Annotated in this window: 22 protein-coding genes; 13 read left to right on the forward strand and 9 right to left on the reverse strand. The window is 60.8% G+C overall.

The features are described from left to right. Positions 1-130: 130 nt before the first annotated feature. From mreC to tldD, 7 genes are all read left to right on the forward strand, one after another. Positions 131-1,186, forward strand: a complete 1,056-nt coding sequence (gene mreC, locus PLD_RS19770) for a rod shape-determining protein MreC (protein WP_159898178.1) — start codon at positions 131-133, stop codon at positions 1,184-1,186. Then, positions 1,186-1,677: a rod shape-determining protein MreD gene (mreD, locus tag PLD_RS19775; RefSeq protein ID WP_159895663.1), complete on the forward strand. Its 492-nt coding sequence runs from the start codon at positions 1,186-1,188 to the stop codon at positions 1,675-1,677. The genes mreC and mreD overlap by 1 nt, the downstream gene beginning before the upstream one ends. Positions 1,678-1,720: 43 nt before the next feature. After that, a complete protein-coding gene (locus PLD_RS19780) occupies positions 1,721-2,326 on the forward strand; it encodes a nucleoside triphosphate pyrophosphatase (RefSeq protein ID WP_159895665.1) in 606 nt (201 codons plus the stop codon). A gap of 56 nt (positions 2,327-2,382) precedes the next feature. Next, positions 2,383-3,840, forward strand: a complete 1,458-nt coding sequence (gene rng / locus PLD_RS19785) for a ribonuclease G (protein ID WP_159895667.1) — start codon at positions 2,383-2,385, stop codon at positions 3,838-3,840. A 76-nt stretch (positions 3,841-3,916) separates the two neighbouring features. Continuing rightward, a complete protein-coding gene (locus tag PLD_RS19790) occupies positions 3,917-7,720 on the forward strand; it encodes a YhdP family protein (protein ID WP_159895669.1) in 3,804 nt (1,267 codons plus the stop codon). Positions 7,721-7,778: 58 nt separating this feature from the next. Further along, positions 7,779-8,633, forward strand: coding sequence for a carbon-nitrogen hydrolase family protein (locus PLD_RS19795; protein ID WP_159895671.1), 855 nt, complete (start codon positions 7,779-7,781; stop codon positions 8,631-8,633). Between the two features lie 11 nt (positions 8,634-8,644). Then, positions 8,645-10,087 carry a metalloprotease TldD gene (gene tldD, locus PLD_RS19800; protein WP_159895673.1) on the forward strand — a complete coding sequence of 481 codons (1,443 nt, stop codon included), beginning with the start codon at positions 8,645-8,647 and terminating at the stop codon, positions 10,085-10,087. Between the two features lie 48 nt (positions 10,088-10,135). Here the strand turns inward: tldD and yjgA are convergent, their stop codons facing one another. Beyond that, positions 10,136-10,657, reverse strand: a complete 522-nt coding sequence (gene yjgA / locus PLD_RS19805) for a ribosome biogenesis factor YjgA (RefSeq protein WP_016966626.1) — start codon at positions 10,655-10,657, stop codon at positions 10,136-10,138. A 108-nt stretch (positions 10,658-10,765) separates the two neighbouring features. Between yjgA and pmbA the strand changes: the two genes are divergently transcribed. The 6 genes from pmbA (at position 10,766) to PLD_RS19835 (ending at position 16,132) form a co-directional block, all read left to right on the forward strand. Beyond that, a complete protein-coding gene (gene pmbA, locus PLD_RS19810; protein ID WP_159895675.1) occupies positions 10,766-12,112 on the forward strand; it encodes a metalloprotease PmbA in 1,347 nt (448 codons plus the stop codon). Between the two features lie 238 nt (positions 12,113-12,350). After that, a complete protein-coding gene (locus PLD_RS19815; protein ID WP_159895677.1) occupies positions 12,351-12,746 on the forward strand; it encodes a FagA protein in 396 nt (131 codons plus the stop codon). Next, the gene (locus PLD_RS19820) at positions 12,739-14,115 is read left to right on the forward strand and encodes an aspartate ammonia-lyase (protein WP_159895679.1); all 1,377 of its coding nucleotides are present in this window, start codon (positions 12,739-12,741) and stop codon (positions 14,113-14,115) included. Before PLD_RS19815 ends, PLD_RS19820 begins: the two co-directional genes overlap by 8 nt. 27 nt (positions 14,116-14,142) lie before the next feature. Beyond that, complete coding sequence (locus tag PLD_RS19825) at positions 14,143-14,592, forward strand: hypothetical protein (protein WP_159895681.1); 450 nt, start codon at positions 14,143-14,145, stop codon at positions 14,590-14,592. A gap of 1 nt (position 14,593) precedes the next feature. Next, on the forward strand, positions 14,594-15,205 hold the full coding sequence (locus tag PLD_RS19830) for a superoxide dismutase (RefSeq protein WP_159895683.1): 612 nt from the start codon (positions 14,594-14,596) through the stop codon (positions 15,203-15,205). 33 nt (positions 15,206-15,238) lie between these two features. After that, positions 15,239-16,132, forward strand: coding sequence for a ZIP family metal transporter (locus PLD_RS19835; RefSeq protein WP_159895685.1), 894 nt, complete (start codon positions 15,239-15,241; stop codon positions 16,130-16,132). 29 nt (positions 16,133-16,161) lie between these two features. Here the strand turns inward: PLD_RS19835 and PLD_RS19840 are convergent, their stop codons facing one another. The 8 genes from PLD_RS19840 to lptC all read right to left on the reverse strand — a co-directional run bounded on the left by PLD_RS19840 (position 16,162) and on the right by lptC (position 21,727). Then, positions 16,162-16,434: an HPr family phosphocarrier protein gene (locus tag PLD_RS19840; protein ID WP_159895687.1), complete on the reverse strand. Its 273-nt coding sequence runs from the start codon at positions 16,432-16,434 to the stop codon at positions 16,162-16,164. A 16-nt stretch (positions 16,435-16,450) separates the two neighbouring features. Further along, positions 16,451-17,308 carry an RNase adapter RapZ gene (rapZ, locus tag PLD_RS19845; RefSeq protein ID WP_159895689.1) on the reverse strand — a complete coding sequence of 286 codons (858 nt, stop codon included), beginning with the start codon at positions 17,306-17,308 and terminating at the stop codon, positions 16,451-16,453. 2 nt (positions 17,309-17,310) lie between these two features. Further along, on the reverse strand, positions 17,311-17,775 hold the full coding sequence (gene ptsN, locus PLD_RS19850) for a PTS IIA-like nitrogen regulatory protein PtsN (RefSeq protein WP_159895691.1): 465 nt from the start codon (positions 17,773-17,775) through the stop codon (positions 17,311-17,313). A gap of 12 nt (positions 17,776-17,787) precedes the next feature. Beyond that, positions 17,788-18,093 (reverse strand): ribosome hibernation-promoting factor, HPF/YfiA family, encoded by a 306-nt coding sequence (hpf, locus tag PLD_RS19855; protein WP_016966642.1) that lies wholly within the window; start codon positions 18,091-18,093, stop codon positions 17,788-17,790. 128 nt (positions 18,094-18,221) lie between these two features. Further along, positions 18,222-19,715, reverse strand: coding sequence for an RNA polymerase factor sigma-54 (locus PLD_RS19860; RefSeq protein ID WP_159895693.1), 1,494 nt, complete (start codon positions 19,713-19,715; stop codon positions 18,222-18,224). A 182-nt stretch (positions 19,716-19,897) separates the two neighbouring features. Beyond that, a complete protein-coding gene (gene lptB, locus PLD_RS19865) occupies positions 19,898-20,623 on the reverse strand; it encodes an LPS export ABC transporter ATP-binding protein (RefSeq protein ID WP_011059270.1) in 726 nt (241 codons plus the stop codon). Further along, complete coding sequence (gene lptA / locus PLD_RS19870) at positions 20,623-21,168, reverse strand: lipopolysaccharide transport periplasmic protein LptA (protein ID WP_159895695.1); 546 nt, start codon at positions 21,166-21,168, stop codon at positions 20,623-20,625. The genes lptB and lptA overlap by 1 nt, the downstream gene beginning before the upstream one ends. Then, positions 21,155-21,727: an LPS export ABC transporter periplasmic protein LptC gene (lptC, locus tag PLD_RS19875; protein WP_159895697.1), complete on the reverse strand. Its 573-nt coding sequence runs from the start codon at positions 21,725-21,727 to the stop codon at positions 21,155-21,157. Before lptC ends, lptA begins: the two co-directional genes overlap by 14 nt. Between the last annotated feature and the right edge of the window lie 8 nt (positions 21,728-21,735).

The following is a 21,735-nucleotide window of genomic DNA, read 5'->3' on the forward strand; positions in this document are numbered from 1 at the left end:
CATCTATGCTGTAGCGCTCACAGGCAGCACTTTGCAGTGCTGCCTGTGGCGTTTAACTTCTGTCAATCTGCATCCAGGCCTGTTTGATGCCGTATGAATAAACACAACATTTGCCTGGGAGGAGCGGCTTATTAAACCGCTTTTCGCCAAGGGCCCTTCATTAGGCGTGCGCCTGCTGGTGCTGTTCGTACTATCGGTCGCACTGATGGTAGTCGATGCCCGCTTCACGCTGCTCAAGCCAGTGCGCAGCCAGATGTCGCTGGTGTTGATGGAGTCCTATTGGATCACCGACCTGCCGCAACGGCTGTGGCAAGGCGTGGCCAGCCAGTTTGGCAGTCGCACCGAGCTGGTCGCCGAAAACGAAAAACTCAAGACCGAGAACCTGCTGCTGCAGGGGCGCATGCAGAAGCTTGCCGCCCTGACCGAGCAGAACGTGCGTCTGCGTGAGTTGCTCAACTCCTCGGCGCTGGTTAACGAGAAGGTTGAGGTGGCCGAGTTGATCGGCATGGACCCCAATCCCTTTACCCACCGCATCATCATCAATAAAGGCGAGCGAGACGGTGTGTTCCTTGGTCAGCCGGTACTCGATGCCCGTGGCCTGATGGGGCAGGTGGTGGAGTTGATGCCTTACACCTCGCGCGTGCTGCTGCTCACCGACACCACCCACAGCATTCCGGTACAGGTCAATCGCAACGGCCTGCGCGCCATCGCCAGCGGTACCGGTAATCCGGAACGCCTGGAGTTGCGCCACGTGGCCGATACCGCGGATATCAAGGAAGGCGATCTGCTGGTCAGCTCCGGCCTTGGCCTGCGTTTCCCGGCTGGCTACCCGGTGGCTACGGTCAAGGAAGTGATCCATGACTCGGGCCAGCCGTTCGCCATTGTGCGAGCGGTGCCCACGGCGGCGTTGAACCGCAGTCGATACCTGCTACTGGTGTTCAGCGATCCGCGTACCGCGGAAGAGCGCGCCAATGATGCGGCGCAGGCCCAGGAAGCTCAGGATCGGCAGGACGGCAGCGCCGCGCCTGTGGAAGGCGCATTGCCCAAGCCTGCCTCAGCCCCTGTCTTGGGGCCTGCGAGTGCAGTCCCGGCGGCGGCCGTGGCGACTCCGGCCAAGCCGGTCAATAAACCTGTGGTGAAACCTGCGGCGACCCGGTCGCCGGCTGCCACCGGAGGAAGAGAATAATGGCGGGCACGAGCTACTCACAAAACGGCTGGATTGTCTGGCTGACGTTTCTGATCGGTCTGCTGCTCAGCGTGTCGCCGCTGCCGCAGTTCATGGAGATCCTGCGCCCATTGTGGTTGGCCCTGTTGCTGGCGTTCTGGTCCTTGGCCCTGCCGCATAAGGTCGGCATGGTCACTGCCTGGTGCCTGGGGCTTGCGGAGGATGTGCTTTACGGCACGTTGCTGGGGCAGAACGCCTTGATCCTGACCCTGATCACTTTCCTTGTGCTGTCCTTGCAGCAGCGCCTGCGGATGTTCCCGATGTGGCAGCAAAGCCTGGTGATCCTGGTGATCTTCGGTCTGGCGCAGTTGGTGCAACTCTGGCTCAGTGCCTTGACCGGCAATCGCCAGCCAACGCTGGCACTGGTGCTGCCTGCACTGGTCAGCGCTTTGTTGTGGCCTTGGGTCAGCTTTGGCCTGCGCGGCTTGCGCCGGCGTTTCAAAATCAATTAATTCGGTCAGGCATTGGCCCGTATCTCGACAGGGAGATGTCTTGATGAATCCGCTTTACCTCGCTTCCGGTTCGCCCCGTCGACGTGAGTTGCTCACGCAGATTGGTGTGCCCTTCACCGCCATCAGTGCGGATATCGATGAAACCCCGCGGGCCGATGAACTTCCCGCCACCTACGTTGAGCGCTTGGCCCGCGACAAGGCAGCGGCTGGCCGGGCACTGATTACCAGCAGTGAGTCCCGGGCGCCGGCTTGTGTGCTGGGCGCCGACACCGCAGTGGTGCTCGATGGGCGGATTCTTGGCAAGCCACTGGATCAGGCCGACGCTCTGGCGATGCTCATGGCGCTTTCCGGGCGTGAGCACGAAGTGCTGACGGCCATTGCCCTGCTCGATGGCGATCGCTGCGAATCGCGGGTGGTGCGCAGCCTGGTACGGTTTCGTCCCATCTCGGCGCAGGAGGCGGCGATCTATTGGGCCAGCGGCGAGCCTCGGGATAAAGCTGGCGGTTATGCTATCCAGGGACTTGCTGCGGTGTTTGTGTCCGGGCTCAATGGCAGTTATTCCGCTGTGGTGGGCCTACCGGTATGCGAAACCGCAGAACTGCTCGGCCATTTCGGCATACCCTGTTGGCAAAACCTTCCAGTGCGCTAAGGCGCCGTACCCGACTGCTGCGGCCCTCTATGAACACGCCTGAACGAGACACTGCCATGAGTGAAGAGATTCTGATCAACATCACGCCGATGGAATCGCGCGTGGCGGTGGTTGAAAACGGAGTGCTGCAAGAGGTTCATGTTGAGCGGACCCAGCGCCGGGGTATCGTCGGCAACATCTATAAAGGCAAAGTAGTGCGGGTGTTGCCCGGCATGCAGGCGGCCTTTGTCGACATCGGTCTTGATCGCGCGGCCTTCATCCATGCTTCGGAAATTTCTACCCGCGAAGGCACGGCGGTCGAGAGCATCAGCGCCCTGGTGCACGAAGGGCAGAGCCTGGTGGTGCAGGTCACCAAGGACCCCATCGGCACCAAGGGCGCACGCCTGACCACACAACTGTCGATCCCCTCTCGTTATCTGGTGTACATGCCGCGCACCGCCCATGTCGGTATTTCGTTGAAGATCGAAGACGAAGCCGAGCGCGAGCGCCTGAAGCAGGTGGTCAGCGATTGTGTGGCCCAGGAAGGCATCAAGGAGGCAGGTGGTTTTATTCTGCGCACCGCCGCCGAGGGCGCCGGGGCTGACGAGATCATGATGGATATCCGTTACCTGCGCAGGCTCTGGGATCAGATCGGCACCCAGATCAAGACCATTGGTGCGCCCAGCGTGATCTACGAAGACCTCGGCTTGGCGCTGCGTACCCTGCGGGATCTGGTGGGGCCGAAGATCGAGAAGATCCGCATCGACTCCCGGGAGACCTTCCAGAAGACCAACCAGTTCGTCGCCGAGCTGATGCCGGAAATCGCCGATCGCCTTGAGCACTACCCCGGCGAGCGACCGATTTTCGACCTCTATGGTGTCGAAGACGAAATCCAGAAAGCGCTGGAGCGCAAGGTGCCGCTCAAGTCCGGCGGTTACCTGGTGGTGGACCCTGCGGAAGCCATGTCCACCATCGACGTCAACACGGGCGCCTTCGTGGGGCACCGCAATCTTGAAGAGACCATCTTCAAGACTAATCTCGAAGCCGCCACCGCCATTGCCAGGCAACTGCGTCTGCGCAACCTGGGCGGGATCATCATCATCGACTTCATCGACATGGAAGATGAAGAGCACCAGCGCCAAGTGTTGCGAACACTGGAAAAACAGCTGGAACGTGATCACGCCAAGACCAACATCATCGGCATCACCGAGTTGGGTCTGGTGCAAATGACCCGTAAGCGCACTCGGGAAAGCCTGGAGCAGGTGCTTTGCGAGCCGTGCAGCAGTTGCCAGGGACGGGGTAAGTTGAAAACCCCGGAAACCGTTTGTTATGAAATATTCCGTGAAATCCTACGTGAAGCCCGGGCTTATCAGGCAGAAGGGTATCGAGTGCTGGCCAATCAGAAAGTCGTCGATCGCTTGCTGGATGAAGAGTCGGGCAACGTGGCTGAGCTGGAGGGGTTTATCGGCCGGACCATTCGGTTCCAGGTCGAAACCATGTATTCCCAGGAACAATACGACGTGGTGCTGCTCTGATTCCGCATGTTTCACATGATTGGAAGCGGCTGGCCTCAGCTTTTTGCATGACTTTTTGCCATGGGAGCCACCTGAGATGGAGCAGTTGATTCGTCTGTTCGCCACGCTGACTCGCTGGGGGTTGGGCCTCTGTGCATTGGGCCTGGTGACGACTGCTTTGTACGTCAGCCTGGGGCGCGAGCTGACCCCGTTGGTGGCTGAGTATCAGGCCGAGGTTGAAGCCAAGGTAGAGAAAGCTGTGGGGTTGCCGGTGCAGATCGGCCGCCTGGAAGGTCGCTGGAGCGGGCTGTCACCGATTTTTCTGGCCCACGATGTCCGGGTGGGACAGGGCGCCAACGCGTTGCGCCTGGATCAAGTCAGCGTGGCGCCGGATATGCTCGGCAGCCTGTTGGCTCGCGACCTGCGGGTCGGGCGCGTGGAACTCAGTGGCCTGAGCATCAGCCTCAAAGAAGGCGAGGATGGCCAGTGGCAGTTGCAAGGCTTGCCGATGCAGCAGGACCAGCCGTTGGATCCGGGGCAGTTGCTGACGCGCTTGCAGCAGGTGGCGGAACTGTCGCTGCTCGACAGTCAGGTCACTTTGCTGGCCCAAGGTCACTCGCCTGTGGCCTTGACCTATGTGGGACTCAACCTGCGCACCGGTCCCAGCCGTCAGCGTTTGGACTTGCGCCTGACCCTGCCGGACGGTCAACCCTTGGCGATGAACCTACGCACCCGTATCCGCGCTGACGCCTGGCGTGACGCACAGGCCGAGTTGTACCTGAGCCTGCCGCAAAGCGACTGGTCGCGCTGGTTGCCTGCCCGGCTTACCCAACAATGGAAGCTCTCCGAACTCAAGGCCGGTGGCGAGCTGTGGCTGAACTGGGCGCAGGGCACGGTGCAGAATGCCGCGTTGCGCCTGAATGCGCCGCAGTTCACCGGTGCGTATGCCGGGCGCAGCCCTGTCACGCTGAAGAATCTGGCGCTGAATGCGTTCTTCCAGCGCAACGAACAAGGCGTGCAGGTGCAACTCGACTCCCTGGCACTGAGCCTTGGCGACACGCGTTGGGAGTCGCGCCTGCAACTGCAGCAGAGCCAGGCCGCCGAACAAGGCGAAGAACTCTGGCACGTACAGGCCGATCGCCTGGACCTGGCACCGTTGACGCCGATTCTCGATGCCTTGGCTCCATTGCCCGAGGGATTGGCCACGGCCATCGATCGTTTGAAGGTCACCGGTGGGCTGCGCAATGTGCTACTCGACTATCGCCCCCAAGCCACTGGCGACCGGCGCCTGAGCTTTGCAGCCAACCTCGATCGAGTCGGTTTCGACGCCTACCACGGCGCCCCGGCGGCGCGGAACGTCAGCGGTAGTATCAGCGGTGACCTGGGCAAGGGTGAGCTGCGCATGGACAGCAAGGACTTTTCCTTGCACCTGTCTCCAATCTTCGCCAAACCCTGGCAGTACATCCAGGCCAACGCCACGCTGACTTGGACGTTGGATAAGGACGGCTTCACCCTGATTGCCCCTTACTTGAAGGTGCTGGGCGAGGAAGGCAAGATCGCGGGTGACTTCCTGATCCGCCTGCATTTCGATCACAGCCAGGAAGACTACATGGACCTGCGGGTCGGTCTGCTGGAGGGCGATGGGCGCTACACCGCCAAGTACTTGCCCCAGGCGCTTAGCCCGGCGCTTGACCAATGGCTGCGCACAGCGATTCTCAAGGGGGCGGTGGATCAGGGCTTCTTCCAGTACCAGGGGTCGTTGAACCATGACGCCATCGAGGCGGCTCGCAGCATCAGCCTGTTCTTCAAGGTGCATGACGCCGAACTGGCATTCCAGCCGGGGTGGCCGCACCTGAGCAGAGTCAGCGGCGATGTGTTCGTCGAGGACAGCGGCGTGCGTATCGTCGCCAGCCAGGGCCAACTGCTGAACACTCAGGTACGCGACGTGTTCGTCAACATCCCCCACGCCCCTAGCGGCCAGAGCACCCACATGTTCATCGATGGCAGTTTTGCCGGTGGCTTGGGCGATGGGGTGAAGATTCTTCAGGAAGCGCCTATCGGTACGGCCTCGACGTTTGCCGGCTGGCAGGGTGAGGGTGAGCTGCAAGGCACGCTGAACCTGGACATTCCCCTGGTCAAAGGTGAAGAACCGAAGATCGTGGTGGGCTTCAAGACGGAGCAGGCGCGTCTCAAACTCAAAGACCCGGAGCTGGAACTGACGCAGCTCAAGGGCAGCTTCCGCTTCGACAGCACCAAGGGCCTGAGTGGCGAAGGCATCAGTGCCCAGGCCTTTGAGCGGCCCGTAAGCGCACAGATTTTTGCCGACGGTAAGCGTGGCAAGGCCAGCACTCGGGTGGTCGCCAAGGGGCAGGTTGCGGTCAAGAAGCTCACTGACTGGTTGAACATCAGTCAGCCCCTGCCGGTGTCCGGCGAGGTGCCGTATCAATTGCAACTGAACCTCGATGGTGCCGATAGCCAATTGAGGGTCAGTTCCAGCCTCAGGGGCGTGGCGGTGGACTTGCCAGCCCCGTTCGGCATGACCGCCAGTACAGGGCGCAACAGTGTGTTCCGCATGACCCTGCAAGGAGCTGAACGCCGTTACTGGTTCGACTACGGTGAGCTGGCCGACTTCACGTTCGCGGCTCCCAGCGGCAAGCTCGCCGAAGGGCGCGGAGAGCTGTTCCTGGGCGATGGCACGGCCTTGTTGCCGACCAGCAAAGGACTGCGGATACGTGGGGTTCTGTCGGAACTGGACGTCGAGCCCTGGAAGGCGCTGGTGGACCGCTATGCCGGGCAGAACCCGGGCGACAGCGCCAAGCAACTGCTCAGCAGCGCGAATTTCAAGGTCGGCACGCTCAGCGCCTTTGGCACTCATCTGGATCAGGTCAACCTGCTGCTGACCCGCAAGCCAAGCGCCTGGCAGTTGCAGATCGACAGTCAACAGGCCAGAGGCACTGTCGCTATTGCTGACGCCCAGGCTGCGCCAATGACCATCGACATGCAGTACGTGCGCCTGCCTGCTGCCGATCCGGCGGCGCAGGCCGATGATAATGCGCCAGACCCTCTGGCTTCGGTGGACCCGAAGAATGTCCCGGCGCTGGATATTGCCATCGCCCAACTGTTCCAGGGGCCGGCCCTGATCGGTCGTTGGGCGCTCAAGGTTCGTCCCAGCGCCAAGGGCATGACCTTCAACAGCCTGGACCTGGGGCTCAAGGGCATGCAGCTCAAAGGCGAGGGCGGCTGGGAAGGCACCGCTGGCGCCAGCAGCAGTTGGTACCGCGGTCGCATTGGCGGCAAGAACCTGGGCGATGTGCTCAAGGGCTGGGGCTTTGCCCCCACCGTCACCAGTGAATCGTTTCATCTGGATGTTGATGGCCGCTGGCCCGGCTCGCCGGCCTGGGTCGGTCTGAAGCGGTTCTCCGGCAGCTTGGACGCCACGTTGCGCAAGGGCCAGTTCGTTGAAGTTGAGGGCGGTGCCCAGGCGCTGCGGGTGTTCGGGCTGCTTAACTTCAACTCCATTGGTCGACGCTTGCGCCTGGACTTCTCTGACCTGTTCGGCAAGGGGCTGAGCTATGACCGGGTCAAAGGCGTATTGGCGGCGAGCAACGGGGTCTATGTCACTCGTGAACCGATCACCTTGACCGGGCCGTCGAGCAACCTGGAGCTCAATGGCACCTTGGACATGGTGGCCGACCAAGTGGACGCCAAGCTGCTGGTGACGTTGCCGGTGACCAACAACTTGCCGATTGCCGCCTTGATTGCCGGTGCGCCGGCGGTGGGCGGTGCGTTGTTTTTGATCGACAAGTTGATCGGCGATCGTGTGGCGCGCTTTGCCAGCGTCAAATACAACGTCAAAGGCCCATGGAAAGAGCCGAAAATCACCTTAGACAAGCCGTTTTGAGAATCCTCGACTCACGCCCATGGAGTAGCATGACGACCTACCCAACACGGAGTACGCCATGTCTCTTGCGGTGATTCAAATGGTCAGCCAGAGCGATGTTCTGGCCAATCTGGCACAGGCTCGTGGCTTGCTTGAGCGCGCTGCTGCGGGGGGCGCCACACTGGCGGTGCTGCCAGAAAACTTCGCTGCCATGGGCCGTCGCGACATGGCTGCCATCGGTCGCGCCGAGGCCCTCGGCGAGGGACCGATCCTGCCGTGGTTGAAACAGACCGCTTGCGACCTCAGGTTATGGATTGTCGCCGGCACTTTGCCGCTGCCACCCGAGGATCAGCCCGACGCCAAGTCCAATGCCTGCTCGTTGCTGGTGGATGACCAGGGGCAAGTGGTGGCGCGCTACGACAAATTGCATTTGTTCGATGTCGACGTGGCCGACAATCGCGGCCGCTACCGTGAATCCGATGACTATGCTCATGGACACCGCATAGTGGTGGCGGATACCCCGGTGGGGCGTTTGGGGCTGACGGTGTGTTACGACTTGCGCTTCCCTGAGCTGTACAGCGAACTGCGCGCCGCCGGCGCCGAATTGATCAGCGCGCCCTCAGCCTTTACCGCGGTGACCGGCGCCGCCCATTGGGAGGTGCTGATCCGGGCCCGGTCCATTGAAACCCAGTGCTACCTGCTGGCGGCGGCCCAGGGCGGCGTGCACCCAGGCCCGCGGGAAACCTACGGCCACGCGGCGATCATCGACCCCTGGGGGCGAGTGCTGGCGCAGCAGGATCAAGGTGAGGGCGTGCTGCTGGCCGAGCGCGACAGCAGCGAACAGGCGTCCATTCGGGCGCGGATGCCGGTGTTCAGTCATCGGCGCATTTTCTCGCAAGGCGTTCAACGGCTTGCATCAGTACGACGAATTTAAGGCCAAAGCATATGAGCGGGTTGTTGTCCTCAGTCAGTGAACATCTTCTAGCCCCGGGCGGCGTGACCATCGAAAGCTTGCAGGGCGTGCTGGGGGATCTGGCCGGCCCGGGCATCGATGCCGCCGACCTGTATTTCCAGGGACAGATTTCCGAGTCCTGGTCCCTGGAAGACGGGATCGTCAAGGAAGGCAGTTTCAATCTCGACCAAGGGGTCGGGGTGCGGGCGCAGTCCGGCGAAAAGACCGGCTTTGCCTACAGCAACGCCATCACCCTAGAAGCCCTGGGCCTGGCGGCCCGTGCTGCCCGCTCGATCTCCCGGGCCGGGCAGAGCGGTACCGTGCAGGCATTCACCAGCCAGGACGTGGCGCAACTGTATGCGCCGGACAACCCCCTGGAAGTCATCAGCCGTGCCGAAAAGGTCGAGCTGCTCAAGCGCGTTGACGCCGCGACCCGGGCTCTGGATCCGCGTATCCAGCAGGTCAGCGTGAGCATGGCCGGGGTCTGGGAGCGGATTCTGGTGGCCTCCACCGACGGCGGCCTGGCGGCGGATGTGCGGCCGTTGGTGCGCTTCAATGTCAGCGTCATCGTCGAGCAGAACGGTCGCCGCGAGCGCGGTGGCCACGGTGGCGGCGGGCGTACCGACTACCGCTATTTCCTGACTGAAGATCGGGCCATGGGCTATGCCCGTGAAGCGCTGCGTCAGGCCCTGGTCAATCTCGAAGCCATTCCGGCACCGGCCGGCACCTTGCCGGTGGTACTCGGCTCTGGCTGGTCCGGGGTGCTGTTGCACGAAGCCGTGGGCCACGGTCTGGAGGGGGACTTCAACCGCAAGGGCAGTTCGGCCTACAGCGGCCGCATGGGCGAGAGGGTGGCTTCTAAGCTCTGCACCATCGTCGACGACGGCACCCTTGCCGGTCGCCGCGGTTCTCTGAGCGTGGATGACGAAGGCACCCCCACTGAATGCACCACCCTGATCGAGAACGGTGTGCTCAAGGGGTACATGCAGGACAAGCTCAACGCCCGTCTGATGGGCGTGGCCCGTACCGGCAATGGTCGTCGCGAGTCGTATGCGCACCTGCCGATGCCGCGCATGACCAACACCTACATGCTGGCTGGTGAAAGCGATCCGGCGGAAATCATCGCCTCGGTGAAGAAGGGCATCTATTGCGCCAATCTTGGCGGCGGCCAGGTGGACATCACCAGCGGCAAGTTCGTGTTCTCCACCAGCGAGGCCTACCTGATCGAAGACGGCAAGATCACCGCGCCGGTCAAAGGGGCGACCCTGATTGGCAATGGCCCGGAAGCGATGAGCCGGGTGTCGATGGTGGGCAATGACTTGTCCCTGGATAGCGGTGTCGGCACTTGTGGCAAGGACGGGCAATCAGTGCCAGTGGGCGTCGGCCAGCCGACCCTGAAGATCGATGCGATCACCGTGGGTGGCACAGGGGCATAAGAGAAGAGGGCGCCGGATGAGCTGCTGGGCAGCTCATCCGTGGAGGGCTCAACGCAGGCCGCGTTGGGTTTCGTCCAGTTCGCGGATGTACTTGAAGATTTTACGGCTGGAGGCCGGTGCCTTGTTATGGGCCACCTCATGCTGGGCCTGACGAATCAGGGAGCGCAATTGCTGGCGATCGGCATCCGGATATTCGTTGACGAACTTTTCCAGGACGTCATCGCCGCCGCCGATCAGGCGGTCACGCCAACGTTCCAGGTTGTGGAAACGTTCGTTGTACTGCCGGGTGGAGGCGTCGAGTTGGTCGAGCAGTTGCAGAATCGCGTCGGTGTCCTGGTCACGCATCAGCTTGCCGATGAATTGCAGGTGGCGCTTTCGAGCGATATGGGCGACGTGCTTGGGCGCATCCGCCAGGGCCCGGCGCAAGGCGTCGGTCAACGGCAGTTTGTTTAGCAAGTCAGGCTTGAGAGTGGTAAGGCGCTCGCCGAGATCAACCAGAGCATGCAGCTCGCGTTTGACCTGGGATTTGCTTTTCTCCCCATCGAGGGAGTCGTCGTAAGAATCAACCATGGTGGCAGTCCGCAAAGAAACGCCGCCATGATAACCAGTCGAGGGCCGCTTGTCCGGCCCGGTCGCTCGCCGGCCTTAATCGAAAGCAGAATTTGAGTGGAGAACAGCATGAGTGCAGCACAAAGCGTCGGCCCACAGGCTTTGCCGGCCCTGCAGGAGCAAGTCGAGCAGATCGTTGCCGAGGCCAAGCGCCAGGGGGCCAGTGCCTGCGAAGTGGCGGTGTCTCTGGAGCAGGGCCTGTCGACTTCGGTGCGCCAGCGAGAAGTGGAAACCGTGGAGTTCAACCGCGACCAGGGCTTTGGCATCACCCTCTATGTGGGTCAGCGCAAGGGGTCGGCCAGCACCTCTGCCAGCGGCCCCGAGGCCATTCGTGAAACCGTGGCCGCGGCCCTGGCAATCGCCAAGCACACCTCCGAAGACGATGCCTCGGGTTTGGCTGATGCCGCCCTGATGGCCAAGGACCTGCAGGATTTCGACCTGTTCCATGCCTGGGACATCACTCCCGAGCAAGCCATCGAGCAGGCCTTGACCTGTGAGGCGGCGGCCTTTGCCGCCGACAGCCGGATCAAGAATGCCGACGGCACCACCTTGAGCACCCATCAGGGCTGCCGGGTGTATGGCAACAGCCATGGCTTTATCGGTGGTTATGCCTCCACTCGCCACAGTCTGAGCTGCGTGATGATTGCCGAGGCTGACGGCCAGATGCAGCGTGACTATTGGTACGACGTGAATCGTCAGGGGCCACGGTTGGCGTCGCCCGAGAGCATTGGTCAGCGCGCGGCCCAGCGTGCCGCCAGCCGTCTGGGCGCGCGCCCGGTGCCGACCTGCGAAGTGCCGGTGCTGTTTTCCGCGGAACTGGCCGGCGGCCTGTTCGGCAGTTTTCTCGGCGCGATTTCCGGCGGCAATCTGTATCGCAAGTCATCCTTCCTTGAAGGCGCCTTGGGCCAACAGCTGTTTCCCCAGTGGCTGACCATCGATGAGCGTCCGCACCTGATGCGCGCCATGGGCAGTTCGGCGTTCGATGGTGATGGCCTGGCCACTTACGCCAAGCCTTTCGTCAAGGACGGTGAGTTGGTGTCCTATGTGCTCGGCACCTATTCTGGGCGCAAGCTTGGCATGCCGAGCACCGCCAATGCCGGCGGCGTGCATAACCTGTTCGTCACCCATGGCGATGAAGACCAGGCGGCGTTGTTGCGACGCATGGGGCGTGGCCTGTTGGTGACCGAGTTGATGGGCCACGGCCTGAACATGGTCACCGGCGACTACTCTCGCGGTGCGGCTGGGTTCTGGGTGGAGAATGGAGAAATCCAGTTCGCTGTGCAGGAAGTCACCATTGCCGGTAATCTGCGGGACATGTTCAAGCAGATCATTGCCGTGGGTAACGACCTAGAACTGCGCAGCAATATTCGCACCGGCTCGGTGCTGATCGAACGCATGACTGTCGCTGGTAGCTGACCGCCCTCCTGAGTCACCCCAACGCGCCACCTCCCCGGGTGGCGCGTTTTTTTATGTACGCCGTTCTTGTAGAAGTTGGCTTGCCCGCGAAGGCGTCCTGACGCCTGACACCAGGCTCAAGGGCCCACTCGCCGGCAAGTCGGTTCCTACAAGAATTGGGCAAAATTCGTACAAGTCAGATTGATTTGATTCTCAATGTCATTTAATAATGAAAATCATTATTCAATGAGCCCAGGTCATGAGTTCTGCCTTGCACGAGCAGCCCTACCTCGAAAGCTGGCGCTGGATGAGTCGCCAGATCCGTTGCGCACTGGAACCGGACGAACCACGTCTGATCGAGCATTACCTCGCCGAGGGCCACTACCTGGCCTGCTGCACCGCGATGTCGGCCTGGACCGTCGCTGAAACCTCCTTCCGTTTGTTGATCAATACCGCTACCGATATTGCGCTGCCCTGGCACTGGCGCAGCCTGTGCCTGGATCAGGCCTGGCGGCCATTGCGTGACATGGAGCGGTTGTCTTTGTGCAAGTGCCGGCTCAAGCGCTGGCAAAGCCATGCCTGGCAACTGGCGACCTGCTCGCTGTTGCCTTCCATTCCTCTGATTGAACTGGTGCAAGGATTTCCCGATGAGTAATACCCGTATCGAACGCGACAGCATGGGCGAACTGCAGGTCCCGGAGCAGGCCTTGTATGGCGCGCAGACTCAGCGCGCGGTGGATAACTTTCCCATCAGCGGGCAACGCATGCCGGCAGCTTTCATTCGTGCCCTGATTCTGGCCAAGGCTGCAGCGGCCGAGGCCAACGTCGAGCTTGGGCAGCTCAGCGCCTCCCAGGGCAAGGCCATTGTCGATGCCGCCCAGGGTCTGTTGGAAGGCGACTATATGCAGCACTTTCCGGTGGACATCTTCCAGACCGGCTCCGGTACCAGTTCCAACATGAACGCCAACGAAGTGCTGGCGACCCTGGCCAGCCGTTTGCTGGGCGAGGTGGTCAATCCCAATGACCACGTCAACTGTGGTCAGAGCAGCAACGACATCATTCCCACCACCATTCACGTCAGCGCAGCCCTGACCCTGCATGAGCAACTGCTGCCGGCACTGGTGCACCTGGTGGACGTCATTGAGCGCAAGGCGGTGCAGGTGCACCCCTTCATCAAGACCGGTCGCACGCACCTGATGGACGCGATGCCGGTGCGCATGAGTCAGGTGCTGGACGGTTGGGCGCAGCAGCTCAAGGCCAATATCGCTCACTTGCAGGACCTGCTGCCGAGCCTGCAGGCCCTGGCTCAGGGCGGCACCGCCGTGGGTACCGGAATCAACGCTCACCCCGAGTTCGCTGCGCGCTTCAGCCAGCAGTTGAGCAAGCTGACCCAGGTGCAGTTCACCCCGGGCAAGAACCTGTTCGCCCTGATCGGCTCACAGGACACTGCGGTCACGGTGTCCGGCCAGCTCAAGGCCACTGCGGTGTCGTTGATGAAGATCGCCAACGACCTGCGCTGGATGAACTCCGGTCCACTGGCGGGGCTTGGCGAGATCGAGCTGGAGGGGCTGCAGCCGGGCTCGTCGATCATGCCGGGCAAGGTCAATCCGGTGATTCCGGAAGCCGTGGCGATGGTCGCGGCCCAAGTCATTGGTAACGACAGCACCATCACCGTGGCCGGGCAATCGGGCAACTTCGAGCTCAACGTGATGCTGCCGATCATTGCCCAGAACCTGCTCGGCAGTATTGAACTGCTGGCCAACTCCAGTCGCCTGTTGGCGGACAAGGCCATTGCCAGCTTCAAGGTCAACGAGCCCAAGCTCAAGGAAGCACTGTCACGCAACCCGATCCTGGTGACTGCTCTGAACCCGATTATCGGGTATCAGAAGGCCGCTGAAATTGCCAAGACTGCCTACAAGCAAGGTCGCCCGGTGATCGACGTGGCACTTGAACTCACTGATCTGCCACGCAGCCAGCTTGAGGTCCTGCTGGACCCGGAAAAACTCACCGCAGGCGGCGTGTAACTCCCAACACCGCTTTGGAGGCTCACCATGGAGCACTGGAAGCGCACGATCGAAAGGGCCAATCGCCTCTTTATGCAGGGTGAACTGGTGGATGCTCGCGAGTTCTACCTGCAGGCACTGGCCTTGGCTCAGGTGTTGTTCGAGCGCTGGGAGGATGCCGACGAGGCGGTGGCAGCCTGTGTGATTTCCCATCACAACCTGGCGGACCTGCATTTGCGCCTGAACCAGCCGGAGGAGAGCGCGGAGTACCTCTGCGCGATCCACCAGCGCCTGCTGCAGACCATGCAGAACAGCCGCCTCAGCCCTGCCTTGCGCGAAGCGGCTTTGCGCCAGAGCAGCAAGACCTACGTCGAACTGCTGAATTTCATCGGCGATCACGGTGAATACCCCCGTACTCATCGTTTGCTGGACAGCAACGTCGCGGGCCTGTCAGCCGACAGCCCGCTAGCCGACAGCCCCTCTTACGGAGCCCATTGATATGTCCTTTACCTTGCCTGCACTGCCTTATGCCTACGACGCCCTGGAGCCGCACATTGATGCGCAGACCATGGAGATTCACTACAGCAAGCACCACCAGACCTACATCAACAATCTCAATGCTGCTGTAGAAGGCACTGAATGGGCGGGTTGGGAAGTCGAAAAATTGGTGGCCAGCGTCCAGCAACTGCCGGAAAAACTTCGGGCCGCGGTGATCAACCAAGGGGGTGGCCACGCCAACCATTCGCTGTTCTGGGCGGTGATGACCCCAGCCGGCGGCGGTAAGCCCGAGGGTGCCCTGGCTCAGGCAATCGAGCAGCAACTGGGTGGTTTCGAGCACTTCAAGGAGGCGTTCACCAAGGCTGCGCTGACCCGTTTCGGCAGTGGTTGGGCCTGGCTCAGCGTGACTCCAGAGAAAAAGCTGCTGGTGGAAAGCAGCGGTAACCAGGACAGCCCGCTGATGAATGGCAATACGCCGATTCTCGGCCTGGATGTGTGGGAGCACGCCTATTACCTGCGCTATCAGAACCGTCGCCCGGAATACATCAATGCGTTCTACAACGTGATCAATTGGCCGGAAGTCGCTCAACGCTATCAGGCTGCGATGGCCTGATACCTCCATTCATAACAAGACCTAAGGCCGAGTATGGGCACTGAAACACTGGCGATCAGCAGCGGACGGATGTTTCGTTATGCCTTCGGTTCGCTGTTGCTGTTGGCGGGCACTGCGCTGCTGGTGGCTCAAGGGCTGAGCTGGTTGGATCTGGAACCAAGGTTGTTGCGCGCCTTGCAGGGTGGGTCCATCTGCGCACTGGGCACGGCGCTGGGGGCGGTCCCGGTGCTGGTGATCCGCAGAATGCCGATGGCCGTGAGCGATACATTGCTGGGTTTTGGCGCTGGGGTGATGCTGGCGGCGACGGCGTTTTCGCTGATCGTTCCCGGTATTGCCGCTGCTCAAGACGTGGGCTTGTCTGCCTGGGGCTCCAGTGGCCTGGTTTGCGCCGGCATCATGCTGGGGGCTTTTGGCTTGTTCCTGGTGGATCGCAAGGTCTCAGGAGCCAGCCCCGAAGTGTTGGTGGGTACGGCGGAGCATCCGGTGATTGCTCCACGCATCTGGCTGTTTGTCTTTGCCATCATTGCCCACAACATTCCGGAAGGCATGGCGGTAGGGGTGTCGGCAGGGGGCGGCATAGCGGATGCAGACAGCTTGGCCATGGGTATTGCCCTGCAGGATGTGCCGGAGGGGCTGGTGATCGCTCTGGTGCTGGCGGGGGCGGGGATGTCGCGGGTCAGGGCATTTCTGATTGGCGCCGCTTCAGGCTTGGTGGAGCCGGTCTTTGCCTTGCTCTGTGCCTGGTTGGTCAGCCTGGCGCAGGTGCTGCTGCCGCTGGGTTTGGCCCTGGCGGCGGGTGCCATGCTGCTGGTGGTGACCCACGAAGTGATTCCCGAGTCGCGCCGCAATGGTCACGAAAAGCTTGCCAGTCTCGGGTTGTGCCTTGGCTTTTGTCTGATGATGGTCATGGACACGGCACTGGCCTGAGTGTCGTGTGGTGGCCGGTCCGCTTGGGCTTATTCGCCTTCGTCGAAGAAGTTGTTAATCAACGTTACCAAGGCATCCAGCGCTTCCTGCTCTCGCTCACCTTCGGTCATGAGGTGGATCTTGGTGCCCTTGCCGGCGGCCAGCATCATCATCGCCATGATGCTCTTGCCATCGACCATGGATTCAGGTGTTCTACCGGCGCGGATCTGGCAAGGGAACTGGCCGGCCACGCCGACGAATTTTGCTGAGGCGCGGGCATGCAGGCCCAGTTTGTTGATGATCTCAATTTCCAGAGCAGGCATCGCGGGGTAGATCCTTTCAGCTAAGGTCGCGGTGGCGAACCTGGACGTTCTTCAGGGATTTCTGCAGTACCTGGCCCAGGCGTTCGGTCAGGTATACGGAGCGGTGATGGCCACCGGTACAGCCAATGGCGATGGTCACATAAGCGCGGTTGCTGGCGGCAAAGCGCGGCAGCCATTTGAGCAGATAGCTTTCGATGTCCTGGAACATCTCTTCGACATCAGGCTGCGCGGCCAGGTATTCGGCTACGGGGGCGTCGAGCCCGGATTGGGCGCGCAGTTCGGGCTTCCAATACGGGTTGGGCAGGCAGCGCACGTCAAACACCAGGTCGGCGTCCACCGGCATGCCGCGCTTGAAACCGAAAGACTCCACCAGGAACGCGGTGCCGGGCTCCGGCTGATTGAGCAACCGCAGCTTGATGGTGTCTCGTAGCTGGTAGAGGTTCAGATTGGTGGTGTTGACCTTGAGATCGGCCAGATCGACGATCGGTCCCAGCAGTTGGGTCTCGTCGTGGATCGCTTCTGCCAACGAGCGATTGGCGCTGCTCAGCGGGTGACGGCGTCGTGTTTCTGAGAAGCGCTTGAGCAGGGTTTCCTCGTCGGCGTCCAGGTAGAGCACATCGCATTGGATATGTCGGCTGCGCACTTCCTCCAGCAGCTCTGGAAAGCGCGACAGGTGGCTGGGCAGGTTGCGCGCGTCAATCGACACCGCAACCAATGGTTGCGCCAGTTCAGTGTGAATCAATGCACGTTCAGCCAGCTCAGGCAGCAAGCCGGCGGGAAGGTTATCGATGCAGTAATAGCCGTGGTCCTCGAGAACATCGAGGGCGGTGCTTTTACCTGAGCCGGAGCGGCCGCTGACGATGATCAAGCGCATGATTACTGACCGTTTTGTTCGTCCAGGACGACCTGATACAAGGCTTCGTTGCTGGTGGCGCTGCGCAACCGATCACGTACTTCCTTGCGATCGAGCATGCTCGCGATCTGCCGAAGCAGCTCCAGGTGGGCATCGGTGGCGGCTTCGGGGACCAACAGCACGAACAGCAGGTCCACGGGAGCGCCATCAATGGCATCGAAATCAATGGGAGCGTCCAGGTGCATCAGGGCGCTGATGGGCGATTCGCAGCCTTTGAGGCGGCAATGCGGAATAGCGATGCCGTTGCCAAAACCGGTAGAGCCAAGTTTTTCACGGGCAATCAGGCTCTCGAAGACATCCTGCATCTCCAGATCGGGCACTTCACGGCTGATCAGGTTGGCAATTTGTTCGAGGGCACGTTTCTTACTGCCGCCCGGCACGTTCACCAAGGAACGGCCGGGGGTCAGGATGTTTTCAAGTCGGATCATGGGAGGGGAGTGTTAGCGACCCGTACCTTGGAGAAGGTGGAGTTGCTTTTCCTTATGCTTTTTCAGTTGGCGGTCAAGCTTGTCCGTGAGCAGGTCGATTGCGGCATACATATCGTCATGTTCTGCATTGGCGACGACCTCCCCACCGTGGATGTGCAAGGTGGCTTCGATTTTCTGCTTCAGTTTCTCGACAGCCATGGTGACCTGCACATTGGTAATCTTGTCGAAATGCCGCTCCAGTCGGTCGAGTTTTTCGCCGATATAAGCGCGCAGGGGTTCAGTCACTTCGAGTTGGTGTCCACTGATGTTGACTTGCATACAGCTTCTCCTTCGTTGCCAGTGCATAACGCGGCAGGCTAGGGTGCCTGCCACCTAGACCATGCCTGCAACCAGCTGGCTCAGCCAGCTTGCAGGCACACTCCGAAACGCTGTGGCCGGCCCGGCGGTTACATCAACCGCTTCCGTTCGCTGGAAGGCGCGATCCCAAGGGATTCGCGGTACTTGGCGACGGTACGACGGGCTACCTGAATGCCTTGTGCCTCCAGTAAACCAGCGATCTTGCTGTCACTCAACGGCTTTTTCTGATTTTCCGCAGCCACCAGTTTTTTGATGATCGCGCGGATTGCCGTGGACGAGCATTCACCGCCTTCCGAGGTGCTGACGTGGCTGGAGAAAAAGTATTTCAGTTCATATATGCCCCGCGGGGTATGCATGAATTTTTGCGTGGTCACCCGGGAGATCGTTGACTCGTGCATGCCCACTGCTTCGGCGATGTCATGCAGAACCAATGGCTTCATCGCTTCATCGCCGTACTCGAGAAAGCCGCGTTGGTGCTCGACGATTTGGGTGGCGACTTTCATCAGGGTTTCGTTGCGGCTCTGTAGGCTCTTGATGAACCAACGGGCCTCCTGCAGCTGATTGCGCATGAAGGTGTTGTCGGCGCTGGTGTCGGCGCGGCGGACAAAACCTGCGTATTGCGCGTTGACTCGCAGACGCGGTACGGATTCCTGGTTCAGCTCCACCAGCCAGCGTTCGTTGTCCTTGCGCACGATGACGTCCGGGACCACGTATTCGGCTTCACTGGATTCGATCTGTGAGCCCGGGCGAGGGTTGAGGCTCTGCACCAGTTCGATGACTTGGCGCAATTCGTCTTCCTTGAGCTTCATGCGACGCATCAACTGGTTGTAGTCGCGGCTGCCCAGGAGGTCGATGTAGTCATTGACCAGGCGCTGTGCTTCGCTCAGCCAAGGCGTTTTCGCTGGCAGCTGGCGCAATTGCAGCATCAGGCACTCACCCAGATTGCGTGCGCCGATACCGGCGGGCTCGAATTGCTGGATGCGGTGCAGGACGGCTTCGATCTCGTCCAGTTCGATATCCAGTTCCGGATCGAAGGCCTCGAGAATCTCCTCGAGGGTCTCGTCCAGATAACCCTGATTGTTGATGCAGTCGATCAGGGTTACGGCGATCAGGCGGTCGGTGTCCGACATCGGGGCCAGGTTCAGTTGCCAGAGCAGATGGCTCTGCAGGCTTTCGCCCGCGGAGGTGCGAGTGGTGAAGTCCCACTCGTCGTCATCGCTGCTGGGCAGGCTGCTGGCGCTGGTCTGGTAGACGTCTTCCCAGGCGGTATCTACCGGCAGTTCGTTGGGAATGCGCTCGTTCCACTCGCCTTCCTCAAGGTTATCCACCGTGGGGGCGGTTTCCTGGTAGGAGGGTTCCTGGGGCTCGGTATTGGGTTTGGACTCGGTGTTGTCGGCCAGCGGGTCGCTGTTGTCGAAGTCGTCGCCTTCTTCCTGGCGTTCGAGCATCGGGTTGGACTCCAGGGCCTCCTGGATTTCCTGTTGCAGGTCCAGGGTCGACAATTGGAGCAGGCGGATGGCCTGTTGCAGCTGCGGTGTCATCGTCAGCTGCTGGCCCATTCTAAGGACTAGCGATGGTTTCATGGCAGGGGCTTAACACCTTATTTGCCGGCGCACATGCGCCATCCACTACAGGGCGCCGGAGCGCCAAACATAAGCAAATTATATGCCTGAAACTGAAGTGTTTGCCTAGAGCGCTGGAACAATAAACTTTGCAGGGGTTTATCGTTCCTGGCGCTCTGGCGTCTAGCCCAACACCTCAGCCGTTACAGGCGGAACTCATGGCCCAAATAGACTTCCTTGACCAGTTCGTTGGCCAGGATGGTCTCTGAATCACCTTCGGCGATCAGTTGTCCGTCGTTGACGATGTAGGCGGTCTCGCAGATGTCCAGGGTTTCACGGACATTGTGATCGGTGATCAGTACGCCGATGCCCTTGGCTTTCAGGTGGTGGATGATCTGCTTGATGTCGCCGACCGAGATCGGGTCCACGCCGGCGAAGGGTTCGTCAAGCAGGATGAACTTGGGTGCGGTGGCCAGGGCTCGGGCGATTTCCACGCGACGGCGTTCACCGCCGGACAAACTCATGCCGAGGTTGTCGCGGATGTGGTTGATGTGGAATTCCTGCAGCAGGCTTTCCAGTTCCTGGCGACGACCGGCTTTGTCGAGCTCTTTGCGGGTCTCGAGGATGGCCATGATGTTGTCGGCCACTGACAGCTTGCGAAAGATCGAGGCTTCCTGGGGCAAGTAACCAATGCCGGCGCGTGCGCGGCCATGCATCGGTTGGTGGCTGACGTCGAGATCGTCGATCAAGACCCGTCCCTGATCGGCCTGGACCAGGCCGACGATCATGTAGAAGCAGGTGGTCTTGCCGGCGCCGTTGGGGCCGAGCAGGCCGACGATCTGGCCGCTGTCGATGGACAGGCTGACGTCACGCACGACCTGGCGGCTCTTGTAGCTCTTGGCCAGGTGCTGAGCTTTCAGAGTTGCCATTACTGGGCCTTTTGCTCGTCGGTTTTCTTTTTCGGCTGGATGACCATGTCGATCCGCGGACGTGGCGCGGTCACCGAGCTGCCATTGGCGCGACCGGCGTTAGCCACTTGCTTGACGGTGTCATAGACGATCTTCTCGCCTTCGGTGGTGTTGCCGTCGTTGATGACCTTGGCCTTGTCGATCAGCACGATGCGGTTCTGCTGGGCGTGGTACTGAATGGTTACCGCGTAGGCCTGGACGGGCTTTGGATCGGTCTGCTTCTGCAATTGCTCAAAGTAGGCCAGGTTGCCTACCGAGGTCACCACGTCGATTTCGCCGCTTTTGGCTCGGGTGATGGTCACGGTGTTACCGGTGATCTTCATCGAACCCTGAGTGATGATTACATCGCCCTTGTAGGTGGCTACGCCATTCCTGTCATCGAGTTGGGCGTCGTCGGCCTGGATGCGGATTGGCTGTTGGCTATCGTTCGGCAGAGCCCAGGCGCTCACGCTTCCCAGTGCTGCGCCCAGACTGAGCAAAATAGGGAGGGTTTTAACGAGCCTCATACTGTCCTCTTACGTTCGATAGCAGGTTCATCCTGCCGTCTTTCAAATACGCTTTCATTCCCTTGGCCGTAGTCACGCCGCCGGCGCCGTCGATTCTAACGGCTTGCTCGGTCTGCGCATATTGCTTCTGTGGGAATACTGTCATGCGGCTGGTGGTGATCAGCAGGTTGCGGTTGCGCTCGTCGGTGCGGGAAACCCGTACCGAGTCGATCAGCTCGACTTCGGTGCCGTCCGGATTGACTTCGCCGCGCTCGCTCTGGACGTGCCAGGGGAAGGTGGTGCCGCGGTACATCTGCAGATCGGGCTTGGTCAGCAGGGTCACTTCGCTGGCCTTGACGTGCTCGACCTTGTCCGAGGTCATTTCGTACTGCAGTTTGCCGTCGGGCAGGTATTGCACGCTGCGGGCGTTGATCACGTAATAGTCAATGGCGTTCTCGTCGACCTGCACGACAGGCTTGTCGAGGAAGCGCTCGGGGCTGATGTTCCAGTAACCGACCGCCGCGAACAGCAGGGCGATGGTCCCGAAAATCAGAATGTTGCGAATCTTTTTACTCAGCATTGGAAGGC

This window comes from Pseudomonas sp. LD120, from assembly GCF_009861525.1.
Classification (GTDB): Bacteria; Pseudomonadota; Gammaproteobacteria; order Pseudomonadales; family Pseudomonadaceae; genus Aquipseudomonas.

What these genes read in the sequence shown, in the direction of transcription:
- mreD (WP_159895663.1), top strand. Translation starts at nt 1,186, where the DNA reads ATGGCGGGCACGAGCTACTCACAAAACGGCTGGATTGTCTGGCTGACG.
- PLD_RS19780 (WP_159895665.1), top strand. Translation starts at nt 1,721, where the DNA reads ATGAATCCGCTTTACCTCGCTTCCGGTTCGCCCCGTCGACGTGAGTTG.
- rng (WP_159895667.1), top strand. Translation starts at nt 2,383, where the DNA reads ATGAGTGAAGAGATTCTGATCAACATCACGCCGATGGAATCGCGCGTG.
- PLD_RS19790 (WP_159895669.1), top strand. Translation starts at nt 3,917, where the DNA reads ATGGAGCAGTTGATTCGTCTGTTCGCCACGCTGACTCGCTGGGGGTTG.
- PLD_RS19795 (WP_159895671.1), top strand. Translation starts at nt 7,779, where the DNA reads ATGTCTCTTGCGGTGATTCAAATGGTCAGCCAGAGCGATGTTCTGGCC.
- tldD (WP_159895673.1), top strand. Translation starts at nt 8,645, where the DNA reads ATGAGCGGGTTGTTGTCCTCAGTCAGTGAACATCTTCTAGCCCCGGGC.
- yjgA (WP_016966626.1), bottom strand. Translation starts at nt 10,657, where the DNA reads ATGGTTGATTCTTACGACGACTCCCTCGATGGGGAGAAAAGCAAATCC.
- pmbA (WP_159895675.1), top strand. Translation starts at nt 10,766, where the DNA reads ATGAGTGCAGCACAAAGCGTCGGCCCACAGGCTTTGCCGGCCCTGCAG.
- PLD_RS19815 (WP_159895677.1), top strand. Translation starts at nt 12,351, where the DNA reads ATGAGTTCTGCCTTGCACGAGCAGCCCTACCTCGAAAGCTGGCGCTGG.
- PLD_RS19820 (WP_159895679.1), top strand. Translation starts at nt 12,739, where the DNA reads ATGAGTAATACCCGTATCGAACGCGACAGCATGGGCGAACTGCAGGTC.
- PLD_RS19825 (WP_159895681.1), top strand. Translation starts at nt 14,143, where the DNA reads ATGGAGCACTGGAAGCGCACGATCGAAAGGGCCAATCGCCTCTTTATG.
- PLD_RS19830 (WP_159895683.1), top strand. Translation starts at nt 14,594, where the DNA reads ATGTCCTTTACCTTGCCTGCACTGCCTTATGCCTACGACGCCCTGGAG.
- PLD_RS19835 (WP_159895685.1), top strand. Translation starts at nt 15,239, where the DNA reads ATGGGCACTGAAACACTGGCGATCAGCAGCGGACGGATGTTTCGTTAT.
- PLD_RS19840 (WP_159895687.1), bottom strand. Translation starts at nt 16,434, where the DNA reads ATGCCTGCTCTGGAAATTGAGATCATCAACAAACTGGGCCTGCATGCC.
- rapZ (WP_159895689.1), bottom strand. Translation starts at nt 17,308, where the DNA reads ATGCGCTTGATCATCGTCAGCGGCCGCTCCGGCTCAGGTAAAAGCACC.
- ptsN (WP_159895691.1), bottom strand. Translation starts at nt 17,775, where the DNA reads ATGATCCGACTTGAAAACATCCTGACCCCCGGCCGTTCCTTGGTGAAC.
- hpf (WP_016966642.1), bottom strand. Translation starts at nt 18,093, where the DNA reads ATGCAAGTCAACATCAGTGGACACCAACTCGAAGTGACTGAACCCCTG.
- PLD_RS19860 (WP_159895693.1), bottom strand. Translation starts at nt 19,715, where the DNA reads ATGAAACCATCGCTAGTCCTTAGAATGGGCCAGCAGCTGACGATGACA.
- lptB (WP_011059270.1), bottom strand. Translation starts at nt 20,623, where the DNA reads ATGGCAACTCTGAAAGCTCAGCACCTGGCCAAGAGCTACAAGAGCCGC.
- lptA (WP_159895695.1), bottom strand. Translation starts at nt 21,168, where the DNA reads ATGAGGCTCGTTAAAACCCTCCCTATTTTGCTCAGTCTGGGCGCAGCA.
- lptC (WP_159895697.1), bottom strand. Translation starts at nt 21,727, where the DNA reads ATGCTGAGTAAAAAGATTCGCAACATTCTGATTTTCGGGACCATCGCC.